This window comes from Mucilaginibacter sp. UR6-11 (assembly GCF_020880695.1).
In the GTDB taxonomy this organism is placed as follows: domain Bacteria; phylum Bacteroidota; class Bacteroidia; order Sphingobacteriales; family Sphingobacteriaceae; genus Mucilaginibacter.
On sequence record NZ_JAJIWO010000005.1, the window covers coordinates 82,368 to 97,039 of the forward strand.

Annotated in this window: 13 protein-coding genes; 1 reads left to right on the top strand and 12 read right to left on the bottom strand. The window is 41.7% G+C overall.

All coding sequences use genetic code 11. The features are described 5' to 3' along the window. Positions 1 to 24: 24 nt before the first annotated feature. The 6 genes from LJ658_RS12845 to LJ658_RS12870 all read right to left on the bottom strand — a co-directional run bounded on the left by LJ658_RS12845 (position 25) and on the right by LJ658_RS12870 (position 4,473). A complete protein-coding gene (locus tag LJ658_RS12845) occupies positions 25 to 915 on the bottom strand; it encodes a 3-hydroxyacyl-CoA dehydrogenase family protein (protein ID WP_230546922.1) in 891 nt (296 codons plus the stop codon). A gap of 11 nt (positions 916 to 926) precedes the next feature. Then, complete coding sequence (gene bioD, locus LJ658_RS12850) at positions 927 to 1,532, bottom strand: dethiobiotin synthase (RefSeq protein ID WP_230546923.1); 606 nt, start codon at positions 1,530 to 1,532, stop codon at positions 927 to 929. After that, entirely contained in the window at positions 1,522 to 2,655 is a 1,134-nt protein-coding gene (locus tag LJ658_RS12855) for an 8-amino-7-oxononanoate synthase (protein WP_230546924.1), read from the bottom strand. The genes bioD and LJ658_RS12855 overlap by 11 nt, the downstream gene beginning before the upstream one ends. A gap of 73 nt (positions 2,656 to 2,728) precedes the next feature. After that, complete coding sequence (locus tag LJ658_RS12860) at positions 2,729 to 3,091, bottom strand: hypothetical protein (protein WP_230546925.1); 363 nt, start codon at positions 3,089 to 3,091, stop codon at positions 2,729 to 2,731. A gap of 145 nt (positions 3,092 to 3,236) precedes the next feature. Further along, positions 3,237 to 3,629: a hypothetical protein gene (locus tag LJ658_RS12865; RefSeq protein WP_230546926.1), complete on the bottom strand. Its 393-nt coding sequence runs from the start codon at positions 3,627 to 3,629 to the stop codon at positions 3,237 to 3,239. A 70-nt stretch (positions 3,630 to 3,699) separates the two neighbouring features. After that, positions 3,700 to 4,473 carry an XRE family transcriptional regulator gene (locus LJ658_RS12870; protein ID WP_230546927.1) on the bottom strand — a complete coding sequence of 258 codons (774 nt, stop codon included), beginning with the start codon at positions 4,471 to 4,473 and terminating at the stop codon, positions 3,700 to 3,702. An 84-nt stretch (positions 4,474 to 4,557) separates the two neighbouring features. Here LJ658_RS12870 and LJ658_RS12875 point away from each other — a divergent pair, with 84 nt between their 5' ends. Further along, positions 4,558 to 4,914 carry a GIY-YIG nuclease family protein gene (locus LJ658_RS12875; RefSeq protein WP_230546928.1) on the top strand — a complete coding sequence of 119 codons (357 nt, stop codon included), beginning with the start codon at positions 4,558 to 4,560 and terminating at the stop codon, positions 4,912 to 4,914. Here the strand turns inward: LJ658_RS12875 and msrB are convergent. The 6 genes from msrB to LJ658_RS12905 form a co-directional block, all read right to left on the bottom strand. Next, entirely contained in the window at positions 4,904 to 5,380 is a 477-nt protein-coding gene (msrB, locus tag LJ658_RS12880) for a peptide-methionine (R)-S-oxide reductase MsrB (protein WP_230546929.1), read from the bottom strand. The two genes, LJ658_RS12875 and msrB, sit on opposite strands and share 11 nt — an antisense overlap. Positions 5,381 to 5,452: 72 nt before the next feature. Then, positions 5,453 to 6,070 carry a fasciclin domain-containing protein gene (locus tag LJ658_RS12885; protein ID WP_230546930.1) on the bottom strand — a complete coding sequence of 206 codons (618 nt, stop codon included), beginning with the start codon at positions 6,068 to 6,070 and terminating at the stop codon, positions 5,453 to 5,455. A gap of 37 nt (positions 6,071 to 6,107) precedes the next feature. Then, the gene (locus LJ658_RS12890; RefSeq protein ID WP_230546931.1) at positions 6,108 to 9,254 is read right to left on the bottom strand and encodes a DPP IV N-terminal domain-containing protein; all 3,147 of its coding nucleotides are present in this window, start codon (positions 9,252 to 9,254) and stop codon (positions 6,108 to 6,110) included. Between the two features lie 48 nt (positions 9,255 to 9,302). Next, on the bottom strand, positions 9,303 to 11,612 hold the full coding sequence (locus tag LJ658_RS12895) for a penicillin-binding protein 1A (RefSeq protein WP_230546932.1): 2,310 nt from the start codon (positions 11,610 to 11,612) through the stop codon (positions 9,303 to 9,305). A 114-nt stretch (positions 11,613 to 11,726) separates the two neighbouring features. Beyond that, positions 11,727 to 12,065 carry a TfoX/Sxy family protein gene (locus tag LJ658_RS12900; protein ID WP_230546933.1) on the bottom strand — a complete coding sequence of 113 codons (339 nt, stop codon included), beginning with the start codon at positions 12,063 to 12,065 and terminating at the stop codon, positions 11,727 to 11,729. 18 nt (positions 12,066 to 12,083) lie between these two features. Next, positions 12,084 to 14,633: a GH92 family glycosyl hydrolase gene (locus tag LJ658_RS12905; protein ID WP_230546934.1), complete on the bottom strand. Its 2,550-nt coding sequence runs from the start codon at positions 14,631 to 14,633 to the stop codon at positions 12,084 to 12,086. Positions 14,634 to 14,672 lie beyond the last annotated feature (39 nt).

Here is a 14,672-nt window from a genome sequence, read left to right on the forward strand (position 1 = left end):
TGATTATTGAAAAAGTTTAATTTTTTATTTGCTAAACCTGTCGGCTACTATTAATTCTTTGTTTCCGACGGTATATTTATAAAATCCGCTCCCAGTTTTAACGCCCAGGTTTTTAGTTGCAACCATATCAATTAGCAGGGGACAGGGCGCATATTTTTCATTGTTGAAACCAGTATATAATACCTTCATAATTGCCAGGCAAACATCCAGCCCGATAAAATCTGCTAACTGTAGCGGCCCCATTGGGTGTGACATACCCAGTTTCATAACTGTATCTATTTCTTCTACGCCGGAAACCTGCTCATACAGCGCATAAACAGCTTCATTTATCATTGGCATTAATATACGGTTGGCTACAAAACCAGGCGCATCATTTACTTCTACTGGGATTTTATCCAGTTGTTTAGCCAGCTCCATTATGGTTGCGGTAACTGTATCCGTTGTTTCTTTGCCTTTTATTACCTCAACCAGCTTCATTAACGGAACAGGATTCATAAAGTGCATACCAATCACATTGCCCGGGTTGCTGGTTACAGCGGCAATCTGTGTTATAGATATGGATGAGGTGTTTGATGCAAGTATAACATCAGCACCGCAAATTTCACTCAATTGTTTAAACAGGTTTAATTTAATGTCGTGATCCTCGGTGGCGGCTTCAACAACAAGTCCGGCGTTTTTAACAGCTTGTTTCAGATCAGTATAAGTTTTAATTCTGCTTAAAGTAACTATTTTCAGCTGATCGGTTATTGTGCCTTTTTTAATTTGCTTATCGAGGTTATTGGTGATAATTGAAATCGCCCGTTGCAGTGCTTCATTGTTTATATCTGCCAGCGCTACATCAAAGCCATGCTGAGCAAAAGTATGTGCAATCCCATTGCCCATAGTTCCTGAACCTATTACTGCAATTTTTTTCATAAGGCTTATAATTAAAGGTCTATTTTAATCCGCGCTATATTTTGTTTGTTAATATCATTAATTGCCGGGATGATTATAGTTTTACATTTGGCGTAACCGGTAATTACACTTTCTGACCACTCATCGCTATCGCCATTAAATATAATGGCTTTTAAAGGTATGTTTCTGCTCTTTAATGCATCTAATGACAGTAAGGTATGATTGATACTACCCAGGTAATGTTTTACGATCAAAACCACTTCGGTATTTAATTGCTGTATCAAATCGATCATTAAAAAATCCTCATTTAAGGGAACCATGAGCCCACCGGCCCCTTCTATAACTAATTGATTGTCAGTGCATGGTTTGGCTATTGTTAAAGGATCAATCCTAATACCATCAAGCGCCGCCGATTTATGCGGAGAATAGGGCTGTGTTAAACGATAGGCTTCCGGATGAAAAATAGATTTGGTATTGGAGACCAGCTCTTTTACTTTTAAAGTATCGCTGTTTTCCAGGTCGCCTGATTGTATGGGTTTCCAATAATCAGCCTTCAGGCTTTCAACCAAAATGGCCGAGACAATGGTTTTGCCAATGCCAGTACCAATCCCTGTGATAAATAATGGTTTATGATGCATTTGCTAAAGTATTGATTTTATGAGCCAATAAATTTATTTCCCCGGTGGTGTTAAATGAATGCAGGCAAATTCTTATTCTTTCGCTTCCCTGAGGTACAGTAGGGCTTACTATCGCCCGGACATCAAAACCTGCCCGTTGTAATTCGGCTGCTGTGTCAGTGGCTTTCTGACTGCTTTTAAGTACTATACATTGGATCGAACTGTCGCTTTCAATCAAGTTACAGGGACTATCTGCCGTTAGTTTTATTGCTTGTTTAAATAAGGCGATGTTTTTGCGCAATTGTTCTGTTTCAATAGCTTCATTAATCAACATATCGGAAGCTGCTTTTATGCCCGCAAGCTGATGGAACGGAGCGGCGGTAGTATAAATAAATGACCGGGCAAAATTAATAAGGTATTGCCTTAACAAATTGCTGCCTAATATAACGGCACCATGACAGCCTAATGCTTTACCAAAGGTTACTGTACGGGCAAAGATGCGGTCTTGCAGTCCTAAATTGGTAACGATGCCTGTTTTATATAAACCGACCGCATGGGCCTCATCTACGATCAGGTTGGCGCCGTATTTTTCTGTCAGCGTCAGTATTTCAGCAAGGGGGGGTGTATCGCCATCCATAGAGTATACGCTTTCTATTACAACATAAACTATCCCTTTGGCGCGCTGTAATTTGGCTTCTAAGCTCACCAGGTCATTATGTTTAAAGGTGTACCGGTTTGCATTGCTTAGGCGCCCGCCGTCAATTATAGACGCATGTATCAGTTCATCATTAATTATGGTATCACCGCGTTGGGGTAGGGATGACAGCAGGCCTAAATTAGCGTCATAGCCCGAATTAAACAGTAACGCGGCCTCGCTATTAAATAATGCGGCAATTTCCCGTTCCAGGAATTCAGTATAAACGAGGTTCCCCGATATTAATCTTGAGCCGGTGGCGCCATTTAAACTGGAATGTTTATTTAACTCAGCCGCTATATTGTTTTTAAGTACAGACGAACGGGCGAAACCCAGGTAATCGTTCGAGCAAAAATCTACCAGGCTATTTTCAGGTTTTAGGGATCTGTAACTTCCTGCCTGTTGCCTGGCTGTAAGCCGTGCTCTAATGTGGTTTTCTGCTGTCGTCAATGCCAAAAAATTTTAGCTAAAATAAAGAAAGCCCCGGTTTTATCGGAGCTTTCTTTATAATATCATTTTTTGATTAATTGCCTTGCATGCGGGCTTTCATTTGTGCAGCGCGCTCATCTGCTATTTTTTGATAAGCCTTAGCCTGGTCGGCAGTTAAAACTGCTTTAATTTTTGCGTCGGTTACGGGCATCATTTTCATGAAAGCACCCATCATTAAGCTGCGGTCGCCGTTTGCGGCAGTCATTAAGCTATCACGCTTTTTTGCAGCTTCAGTATAAATAGCCGTGATTTTTGCAGCCTGGTCATCGGTAATGCCCGTGATTTGCTCTTTTAAACGGTCAGTTTGTTCTTTCGGGGTTCTTCGGTTGCCGCCCTGGGCTAAGCTAACAGCGCTAACGCCAATTACAAAAGCGCATACTAATAATAACTTTTTCATCTTTGGTGTTGTTTTATTTGGTTTATTATAAAGATAACGGGTTATAACACAATATTCAATGTGTAACTTAATTGTTGCTATGGATGCAATCCGTTATAAATAATAAAAGCGCCCGGTAGCCGCTCTTATTAATATGCTTTTAATATTAGTTTCCGTTTCCGTTACTATTTTGCTGCTGTCTTGCAGCTATATCAGCCAACTGTTTTTTATAAATAGTGGCCTGATCAGGTGTCAAAATAGCGAGGATCTTTTCAGTGGTCGCTTTCCTTAACGCTTGTTGAGCGGGCCTTATTGCAGCTCTGTCGCCACCTGCATTAGCAGTTCTTAAGCTATCCTGAACTTTAACCTGAGCAGCATAAATAGCTGTTACTTTTGCCACCTGGTCGTCATTAAGTGTTAATTGCTTTTTTAACCTTTCAGTCATTTGTGCCGGATTTCTTCTGCCGCGACCCTGACCACCCTGGGCTGTTTGATCCTGTGCGAAACTAACAGCGCTAACACCGAACACAAAGGCGCATACTAATAATAACTTTTTCATTTTCTTTTCGATTTATTGTTTGGTGTTTTGATAAAGTTAAATGAATAAGGTTTAACAATGATACTGTAACTTAATTGTTGCCTTCCAGTTTTGCAATCGACCTTTGCATTTGTGCCATCATATTGGTAAGGCTTTCCATGGTTGGTTCGGGTGCGGGCAGCGGCAGATGCGTGGATATATATGCCTTAGCTTTCCATACTTCTAAAATATCTTCACCGTTAATTTCATAAGGTTCATAGACCGGATTGTCAGATACCAGCTTCAGCTTCTTATTATCTTTAAATTTATTGCCGATACGTTTATAAACCACCCCATCGTTTTTTGATATAATAACGTAAGTTTCTGATGGTTTAATATCACCCCAATTCTCTACATACTCACCTATAATAGTAGTGCCCGAAACGAGCGGTAACATTGAATCGCCTTTTATTTCAAACCCACGGTACGTGCCCTGTTTAAACATGGGCAGGTATAACTTAGGGAGCTGCGCCACATATTCAGGGTCGGCATAGCCATTCATATAGCCGGCGCTTGCTTTTAACGGCACCATCTCTATATTCTCATTATCTTCTTTATCAACCGATATACTTAACACGCGTAAGCCGCCCTGGTTAGGCTTGGGTTTAGCTAGCCATTTCTCATCAATGGTCTCGTTTATAAAGTCATCAACAGTAATTTCAAAAAACGATGCTATATTTTTTAGCAAATCATACTTGGGTTCGGCTCTTTCTTCTTCATAAGCGCCCACCAACGATCGTTTTATACCTACCTGATCTGCAAACTGTTGCTGGGTAAGGCCTTTCTTTTTCCTGAGAAATTTAATATTTGATGAAATTTTTGTCATAAAATTTGCATTTGCTAAAATTATTAGTATTTTTATGCTCATAAAATTAGTAATTATTTTTTAACCAGCAAATTTTATTATCAAATGAAACGCTTTATCTACATTATTACAGACAGAAACAGGAATAATTTACATGTGGGCCTTTGCTCTGATCTATTAAAAACGCTTAATTTTTACAGCGAAATGCCTACGTTATTTTTTGACAGTGCACAGCAGCTAAACAGGCTGGTTTATTTTGAAGAGATTAATACCGAAGAAATGGCAATGGAGCGTTTTAAAACGGTAAGTACTTATACCCGGCCCCAAAAAGAAAAAATGATCAGACCCGTAAACCCCGACTGGGTAGATCTGACCATTGGATTAAATTATGAAAGCAGCGTGCGTACCCGGCCGCAGCTACGTCCGGCAATTAGCGCGCGCCGTAGTTCAGTTACTTTTTGATAAATTTTAGTGCGCCCGAATTCATGCAGTATCTTTTGCCCCCCCTGTCTGCAGGGCCGTCATCAAATACATGGCCCAGGTGCAGTCCAGTACTGCGTTCTATAACTTCGTTACGCGTTTCACCGTAACTGTTATCGGTTACGATCTTGATTTTTTTCATATCAACCGGCTTAACAAAGCTGGGCCAGCCGGTTCCGCTATCATATTTATCTTCTGATGAAAACAGAACGTCGCCGGTAGCAGCGCTTACGTAAACCCCTTTTTCATGGTTATTATAATAGGCATTTTGGTATGGGGCTTCGGTGCCGCTTTCCACCATAATATGATAGGCATTGGCATTAAGTACTTTTTTCCATTCAGCAGCCGGCTTGCTTAGTCTTTTAGCATTATTTTGTCCGTTGCTGTTTTGACAGCCAAAGGCGGTTACTACAACTAATGCCGTTACCGCTAAAATTAATTTTTTCATGATTTGTAGTCTTTTAGGATTATAACTAACTACGTAGATATATTTTGCATGGTTTGTCATGCCTGTGCAAGCTTAAATATTTTTAAACCTGGGCATTAGTACGCCGGTAACAATATGGATTAAGCCGTTGTTCTGCCCCAGGTTAAATGTGCTTATCACGCTTTGCCCCCCATTCTCGTCAATTAAAACAATGTTATGGTTTGAGTCGAGCTTAGCCATTAACTTATTTCCGGTGAGCGTTATTAACGTTGCCAGCCCTTTATTTGAATTTATCTGATGAACAATGTCTTTTGAGGTAACTACTCCGGGTAATGCATGATAGGTTATAAAAGCAATCATATCATATTTGCGCTCAGGCCTTTGCAGACTGTCTAATTTGCCGGCCGACAAATTTGCAAAAGCCTGATTAGTAGGTGCAAAAACGGTAATAGGGCCTTTGCTTCTAAAAGTTTGATCTAAACCGGCGCGTTTTACCACTTTATAAAAAGTATTTAGTTCTGGCGAGTTATAAATGTTGGTGACGATATCGGTAGCAGAAGACATGGCGGCGCCCTCCGACTTTTTTAATGAAGAACTGGTCAGCCTGGGCTGCCTGGCCAGGGAATCCTTTCCTACTGCAGGCGCATTTTGGGCAAAGACATTTAAACCGGCTAACAATATCAAACAAACCAAAGAAGTTATTTTACTCATGCTTATATAACCCAAAAGCTATTGATATGTTTAATAATTACCATCCCGGTGTAAATCCTAAACCAAATACCGGTTTTTTAACATCGTTGCGGTTTAATGGTACTGCTAAATAGGGTTCTAAAACAAAATAGCCAAAGACATTTACCCGCAATGATAACCCGGTACTTAGTGCCGGAACACGCTGATTGGTATTGTAAATGCCATTACCATTGGCGTCGGTGCCCACCCTGTCTGGTGCCATCTGGAATTTTACCTGGTTACCTGAGCTCCAGGCCAGGCCTGCATCAAAAAAGAAGTTAAGTTCTGAAAAGAAAAACTTTGATTTTACCGCTGATAATTTCTCAGGCCCGGTAAACGGTAAGCGGACTTCGAAATTCGCTACTGCTGTGCGTGTACCGGATAGCTGATCAATAGTGAAGCCGTTGCTTGGTTTACCGCTGCCGTTATAGAAAGTCTGGGCCTCGTAACCCCTTATCAGGAATGGATAGCCGACATATAACGGGTAAAGTCCATCTGAATTGCCGAAACGCCCATAACCATATAAACGCGCCGCAAATGTTATCGGAGCAACCCTTACATATCTGCGCAGATCAATTGTAGGAGCAAAGAATTTATAAGTGCCAAAATCATATTCGCCCTGGATCCGGTAACGGAAACCATTGAGGGGAGATGCTACACCAAAAAACGAATTATCGCCAACAAGCGAAGTGCTGACATTGTAAACGGTAAATGGCCTTAACAAAGTCCCGCCGTTTAATGGGTCGTTGTTATAATCCGAGTTAGATATGTGGCTTTTTTTATAATCAAGTACATTACCTAATGTATCGTACAATGTGCTGTAGCGATCGACTCTATAATAATATTGTGAAGCGCCGCCACCGAGTTCAACACGTGTTGACTTTGAAAGAGGATAGGAGGTAAATAATGATGCCTGATCCTGGAAAATGCGGATAATGTCGTAACGCTCCTCGGTAACGGGGATTATTTTACCGTTAAAATTATGGTTAGTTGCCACTACATTATAATTGGCAAACTGGTAGGGGATATGTGATATACCGCCACCAAAATTCCACCGGCCTTGTTGATTGATATAAATAACCTGTCCTCCAAAATCATATACCTCACCATTTATTGCCGCCCCGGCATAGATCTGATTTCGGCCAAGAATATCGCTAAACACCCCTTGAACACCGCTTGCCAAACCCGTTCCGAACGAGCTTACAGACGCACCAATGCCGCTGCTGGCTAAATAGTCTAATTTAAATTTTGGTTTATAAGGCTGATCTTTGATAGAGTCGGTTGATATTTTTTGGTAAGCCAGGTAATTCTTAAGGTTTGAGTTTATCAGGTCGACACCTACCGCACGCGCAGGCGGAAGCATAGCCGCGTCAAAATTAATTGACGAACCACCAACGGTTTTAGGTGTAAACTCGGAAGCTTTAGCATTGTAAAGCTGGTATTTTTGAGCGCGGTAGTAAGAGTAAACAATATCATTATTAGCCGAGATGCTTAATGCCGGTGAAAACTCGGTTATACCGCAGATTCCTGTAAACAAGTCTGTCATCTGCTCAACTTTACCGCCGCTGATAGTGTAGCGATACATATTGCGGAAACCGTCGCGGTTTGATAAAAAGTAGATTTGTGTGCCGTCTGACGAATATTGAGGATTTAAATTATTGGCGCCGTCAAATACCGGGATGTCTGTGGTTTTGCCGGTGGCAAGGTCATATTCGGCCAGATTGAAGGTTATATCTTGTGACAGCGTACGGTCATAAGTAGTCCTATCGCTCGAAAAAACGATCTTTTTGCCATCTCTTGAAAAGCTTGGCTGATAGTCGGAGTATTTATCATTGGTTAACTGCTTAACCATTTTCGTTTTAAAATTGTAGAGGTACAGATCACCCTGACCCTCTGATAACCCCTGGAAAACCAGTTGGTTACCATCCGGCGACCATGACAGGTTACTAAACTGCTCGGCTTTGCCCATTGAAATGTCCTCTATGATTTTACCGCTCGGTACCTCAACAACCAACATCCGGTTACGACCTTTGTTAAACACGCTGAAAGCAAACTTTTTACCGTCAGGAGACCAGGCACCTGCCGACTCAATAAAGTTAAATTCGTCAATATGTGTATTTGATATTTTACTGGTGAGTTTCTTGAGTATGACGCCGGTTTTTGCATCGGCCAGAAAGAGGTCTATCGTAAACAAATTTTTCTCTGACAAAAACGCCAGGTATTTACCATCCGGACTAATAGCCGGCGCAATATTCATCTTACCCGAGTTTTTATCGCTTACTACTAATTGCCCCACAGGTTTTTGAACAGTATCTTTCAAAAAAGGCTTGTAAGTGTTCTCAATCGACGTCTTCCATAGTTGCGACAATGTTTTATCATCATAGCCAAATGTGCGTCTTATCCCATAAGACAGGCCGAAACGGGCCGTATTTTTAAAAAATGGCGTGATTATCGTATCGCCGTAAGTCGAACCAATAAAACTCCAGAAAGCCTCGCCGTAGCGGTAAGGAAAGTATTTGTTGCTTTCAGTAAGATCTTTTACCGTTGGGATATCGTGATTTAAATAAGCGTCTCGCATCCACATGGCCGTATAGGAGTCTTTTTTTCCTAAAGACAGATATTCGGCCATACCCTCAATCATCCATAAGGGCAGGTTGTTAATGTTCTCGTAATTGTTATCCTCCTTGCCCAACAACAGGTGATACTGAAACGCATGAACCAGCTCGTGCCCGATAACGTGACGGGTCATCTGGTTGTTCTCCATCACCGGCATTACAACCCGGTTTTTTAAACCTTCAGTGATGCCGCCTGTACCCACGTCAATCTCTCCGTCAATAGCGGTAGTTTGTTGGAAATCGGGATGATTGGCATATAAAATAATAGGATTAACGTTCCTGAAGGTATCCCTGAAAACCTGCTGATGCAGTGTGTACCACAATTCACTTTCCTGAGCAAAACGTTTGATCATACTATCATTTTTCAGGTAGTAGTAGATCTCAAAGTGCGGCGTTTTATAAACCTTGAATTTTAATTTTTTGTAACGCACTTTATTTTGCCCAAAATATTGCGCTTTGGCTATGGGGCTAAATAGCAGCAAACCAATACAACAAGTTAAAATGAATGAATATCTTTTTGCTTTGGTTATATGCGGATTACTTCTATTCATAAGGTCAATATATCAGCGCTAATTTAATAAATCACTATCAATAATACATCAAGGATTGCCGCCGGGCTGGTTCAAGTCGGGCGGAGGTGTGTTGTTTAACGTATCAACCGGCATTTCCAGGCTGTCTGTAGCCGTTGTATCTGCTGAGATCCGCGGCGAAGGGCAGTCATAACTTTTGGTGATCTTTGTCCACGGTTTTGGGAATGGCCCGTACGTATAGCCTGACTCTTTATCAGCATAAACCCGCTCCATAAAACTGCCAAAAATCGGCAGTGCCGTGTGCGAACCCTCGCCGCTTTCTGAAGTAGTGAAGTGAACGCTTCTGTCATCGGCCCCAACCCATATACCGGTAACCAGGTCCTTTGTAATACCCATATACCAGCCGTCAACATAGTCAGACGAGGTGCCGGTTTTTCCGCCGATCTGATTGTCTTTTTTCCATAATCCGGGATATTCCCATAGCGCCTGTGAAGTGCCTCCCGGTTCTTCCATGCCACCTCTAAACATATATAACATCAGCCATGCCACCTCTTCACTTATGGCGCGTTCGGTCTTTAGGGCAAATTCCTGTAAGGTGTTTCCGTCCTGGTCTGTTATTCTGGTAACCAACAGCGGATCTATCTTTTCGCCTTTATTTAAGAAGGTGCTATATGCGCGCACCATTTCATAAACAGATACGTCATTTGATCCCAATGAGACGGATGGCACCGCTTTGAGCGGACTTTCGATGCCGCATTTATGCGCATATTCAACAACTTTATCCCAGCCCACTTTTTCAGTTACCTGCGCGGTTATAGAATTCACAGATTTACCCATCGCCCAGCGTAGTGACATTTCCTGGTACGAAAACTTAAAATCTGCATTATTTGGCGCCCATACCTGTTCTTTGCCGCCATCTTTGTATTTGATCGATACGGGCTGATCTGTAAACTTATCGCAAGGTGTAAACCCATTATCCAGAGCGGTTAAATAAGCAAATGGCTTAAAGGTTGAACCCGCCTGCCTTTTTGATTGGTTTACGTGGTCATAATTAAAATATTTGTGATTAATACCACCAACCCAAACCTTTATTTTACCGGTTGAGGGCTCAATGGTCATCATACCGGTATTTAAAATGCGGGTATAATATTTTATGGAATCAACGCTTGAAAATGTAGTGTCTTTTTCGCCTTTCCAGGTAAACACTTTCATCCGCTTGCGTTTTTCAAAATACTGATTGATCTGGGTAGTGTCGCCATGATACTTTGCCAACAGCATTTTGTAAATTGGCAAGTGCTGCTCGGCTTTTAGCAGGAAGTCCTCAATTTCATTTCCCTTAGAGTCGCGCCATGGATTTTTTTTGCCCCAGATATTATCGAAACGTTTTTGCAGCATCTTCATTTTTTCTGCTACTGCTTCCTCCGCATATTGCTGCAGGCGCGAATCAATGGTGGTGTATATTTTTAAGCCGTCTTCATACAGATCATAATCATTGTCTTTGCACCATTTTTTTAACCAGCGCTCAACCGCCTCACGGATGTAAGAGTCGCCATGCGAATCATTTTCAACGTAACTTAAATTTAAGCCGATGGGCAATTTAATATCATTATTGTATTCAGCGGCACTGATATAGCCATACTTCTGCATTTGGCTTAAAACCGTATTTCTTCGCTCAACAGAACGCTCAGGATTATTGATCGGATTATAAGTTGAAGTTGCTTTAAGCATGCCAATTAATGTAGCAGCTTCGGCAGGGGTAACCGCATCAGGTGTTTTATCAAAAAATTTCAAAGTGGCCGTTTTAATGCCGAAAGAATTATTGCCAAACGGAACCGTGTTAAGATACAGGGTAAGGATCTCTTGCTTATTATAAACATGCTCAATTTTATAGGCAGTTAACCATTCTTTACATTTTGAAACCAACGTACGCACCAGCGGGATATGCCTCAATAATCCCTGCGATTTTCTTTTGCGGGTTGAGTACAGGTTCTTCGCCAGTTGCTGGGTGATGGTGCTGCCGCCACGTTTGTCGCCTTTGGCTGTTGATAGTATGCTGGTAAAAAACGAGAAAAAATCTACGCCGCCGTGTTTATAAAAACGCACATCTTCGGTTGCGACCAATGCATTGACAATGCTTGGAGAGATCTCCTTATATTCAACCGGCGACCTGTTTTCGCGATAATATTCGCCAATTAATTTGCCATCAGCAGTATAGACCTGTGAACCCACAGACATGTTTGGGCTTTTAATATCCTGCATATCAGGAGTGTAACCAAACAACCAAAGGAAGTTTAATTCGACGGCACAGAAAAAGATAATTATAGTGTAGATAAATATGGCAAAATATCTCAGGTATTGGTTTTTTATACGTCTGAACATGCGGTAAAGATGTAAATTATTGGCTCAAAATCATAGCCGGTTTGTAAATAGGTAACAACGCAATTTTAACAGTTAAATTTTAGGGGAGATGCCGGTAACACAAATTTCACTGCCTTACTTTTTGGTTGCCTTTGCAAACTTATTAAAAGCCACCGATCTGTTTATCCAACTGTCAAATTCCTTTTTAGTTTTCATAGCTTCGCTGCTTACAAATACAAAATCTTTTAATGCCTTTCCAGCGCGGATCATACCGCGCACGCCATTTAGTTCTAATGCGTCTTTATATCCGGGACCTATGCGGCAAAGCATTTCGTCGCCGCTTACACAAATACACATTTTGCCATTAACCATAAAACATAGTCCGCGAAACATTTTCTTTTCTTCAATATCCGTCAATTCAAAACCGGTGAGCGCTTCGCGTATTTTATCTGCTAATTTTTCATCGTGAGCCATTGTTTTAAATTGATGCTGTTAGAAATGGGCCTCAGTTACAAAACTTGATTTACCATTTTTAACCGCTATAGCTTTTATAATTGTTTTTACTGATACCGGGATAGGTTTAACATAAACAGGCGACAATGGGGTTGGCGTAGAACCATCCGTTGTATAATGGATCACATTAACTTCGATATCATTACTATTGATAGCTGCCTGTACGGGCGGGGCAAATGTTTTAAGCAGATTAATGGTAGGGTTAGGGACAATAAGATTATCTGTTATGCCCGAGGTTGATTTCTCCAGATCCTGCATAAAAATTTTGTTGGCCAGCCGGCCGGTATAAACCTCAAACTCGCCACCATTGGCTATATCTTCATAATCAAGATAAAGCTTATTATAGGTTTTTTTATTTAAGTTGATCCCCTGCAGATAAATATTATTTCTGGCTACAGACGAACCCGAATTTAAAACAGTGAATTTTTTACCATTTTCCAGGTTAATCACTGCTTTTTCAAACTGGGGTAAACCTATCTGGAACTGCTGTTGGCCCGGTGCAATATTGTACATACCCAAAGCGCTCATAACATACCATGCAGACATTTGGCCGCAATCATCATTTCCGGAAAGACCGTCAGGTTTATTGCTGTATTGTTCTGTTAATATTTTGTTGACGAAAAATTGGGTCTTGTCTGCATCATCGGTAAAGTTGAATAAATAGGCCATGTGATGACTTGGCTCATTACCATGTGCGTACTGACCTATCAGGCCCGTAATGTCGGATTGGTCGATGCCGGTTAACGGGGCCGTGGTGGTAAATAACTCGTTTAGCTTGGTCCCGAAATTAGCCTTGCCGCCCAGGCGGCTAATCAGCCCGTTAACATCCTGAGGGGCCAAAAAGGAATATTGCCAGGCATTGCCCTCAACATAGTTTTTGTTTACTTCATTTGGGTCAAAAGGTTTATACCAATCGCCATTAACCCGTGCCTGCACAAAACCATTATCTTTGTTCTGTACATTTTTCCAATATTGAGCGCGTTGGGTATATTCAACGTAATCTATTGGCTTATTCAGCATTTTTGCCATTTGGGCAATGCACCAGTCGTCATAAGCATATTCCAGTGTCTTTGATACAGATTCCTGGTTATCATCGGCCAGAACCAAACCGTTTTTCCGGTACGAATCAAGGCCAAACTGATCGCGGTTTACCGAGGCCTTCATGGCAGTAAAGGCCTTCATAACGTCAAAATCCCGTATCCCTTTTGCATAGGCGTCTGTGATAACCGGGATAGCATGATTGCCTATCATGCAATAAGTTTCATTTGATGCTAGCGACCATATAGGCAACAATCCCTGCTGATCATAAATAGCCAAAAAGCTCTTAATAAAATCAAGCGTACGTTTCCTGTCTATTAATGTGAGTAAGGGGTGCTCGGCCCTAAATGTGTCCCATAATGAAAATACCGTATAATAATTAAAGCCATCTGCAGTGTGGATCTGTTGATCCATGCCGCGGTACCGGCCGTCAATATCACTATAGATATTTGGGGACAACATGCTGTGATATAGCGCAGTATAAAATATGGTACGCTTTATTTTTCCGTAATCAACTACGGCGGTTTTTTTACTCGGCGGGCGTCCGTAACCATACGTCATTGCTTCTGCCGACTGTTGTTGTTCTTGCTGAACAGGCGGCGCACCACCCTCTATTTCAATTTTTGCCAGCGCATCTGCCCAGGATGTTTTTGCCGCTTTCTGGATCTTTTTGAAATTAAAATCAGGGATCTCCGCGTCCAGATTTTTCAACGCGCCGTCAGCACTAACTGCCGATATGCCAACCTTGGAAATTACTTCGCCCGGATCATTAAAACGGATATAGAGTTTGATGTTTTTTCCTTCGGCTTTTTTCAGCCCTTCCTGCAACTGATCGTTAACAGCTATACCGTAAGTTTTAAATGGTTTTGAAAACTTTGCATAGAAATATATATGCTGATCATTCGCCCAGCTTCTTGACTCGCGGTAACCACGGATCTCATGGTCATTGATAACCTCAATCCATGAATTTAAAACCTGGTCGCGGTGTTGCAGGTCGATAATAATATTTGCCTGCGGTGTTGATGGATAATGATAGCGGTGCATCCCGGCCCTGATGGTAGCCGTTAGCTCCACATCGATACCGTATTTATCCAGTGTTGTTTTATAATAACCCGGAGATGCAGTCTCGTTCTTCTTTTTAAACGGAGAACTGTACGCGGTGTTTTTAAACTGAGGATCGCCGGTTGTCGGCATAAACAAGATATCGCAATAGTCGGCAATGCCCGTACCGCTTAAATGGGTGTGCGAGAAGCCGTATACCACAGAGTCCGTATAATGATAGCCCGAGCAGCCGTCCCAGCCCTCTAAACGGGTATCGGGGCTTAGCTGTACCATGCCAAATGGCAGTACCGCACCCGGATAGGTATGGCCGTGCCCGCCCGTGCCGATAAACGGGTCAACATACGGTGTATAATCCTTTTTCTTTTGGGCCGATGCACTGAAACCACAGGCCAGCGCAACCAACAGCAAAATTCGGGAAACCTTTATCACTTCAGATGAGTTTAGTTAAACCGCAAATTAATAAAGTAA

What these genes read in the sequence shown, in the direction of transcription:
- LJ658_RS12845 (WP_230546922.1), bottom strand. Translation starts at nt 915, where the DNA reads ATGAAAAAAATTGCAGTAATAGGTTCAGGAACTATGGGCAATGGGATT.
- bioD (WP_230546923.1), bottom strand. Translation starts at nt 1,532, where the DNA reads ATGCATCATAAACCATTATTTATCACAGGGATTGGTACTGGCATTGGC.
- LJ658_RS12860 (WP_230546925.1), bottom strand. Translation starts at nt 3,091, where the DNA reads ATGAAAAAGTTATTATTAGTATGCGCTTTTGTAATTGGCGTTAGCGCT.
- LJ658_RS12865 (WP_230546926.1), bottom strand. Translation starts at nt 3,629, where the DNA reads ATGAAAAAGTTATTATTAGTATGCGCCTTTGTGTTCGGTGTTAGCGCT.
- LJ658_RS12870 (WP_230546927.1), bottom strand. Translation starts at nt 4,473, where the DNA reads ATGACAAAAATTTCATCAAATATTAAATTTCTCAGGAAAAAGAAAGGC.
- LJ658_RS12875 (WP_230546928.1), top strand. Translation starts at nt 4,558, where the DNA reads ATGAAACGCTTTATCTACATTATTACAGACAGAAACAGGAATAATTTA.
- msrB (WP_230546929.1), bottom strand. Translation starts at nt 5,380, where the DNA reads ATGAAAAAATTAATTTTAGCGGTAACGGCATTAGTTGTAGTAACCGCC.
- LJ658_RS12885 (WP_230546930.1), bottom strand. Translation starts at nt 6,070, where the DNA reads ATGAGTAAAATAACTTCTTTGGTTTGTTTGATATTGTTAGCCGGTTTA.
- LJ658_RS12890 (WP_230546931.1), bottom strand. Translation starts at nt 9,254, where the DNA reads ATGAATAGAAGTAATCCGCATATAACCAAAGCAAAAAGATATTCATTC.
- LJ658_RS12895 (WP_230546932.1), bottom strand. Translation starts at nt 11,612, where the DNA reads ATGTTCAGACGTATAAAAAACCAATACCTGAGATATTTTGCCATATTT.
- LJ658_RS12900 (WP_230546933.1), bottom strand. Translation starts at nt 12,065, where the DNA reads ATGGCTCACGATGAAAAATTAGCAGATAAAATACGCGAAGCGCTCACC.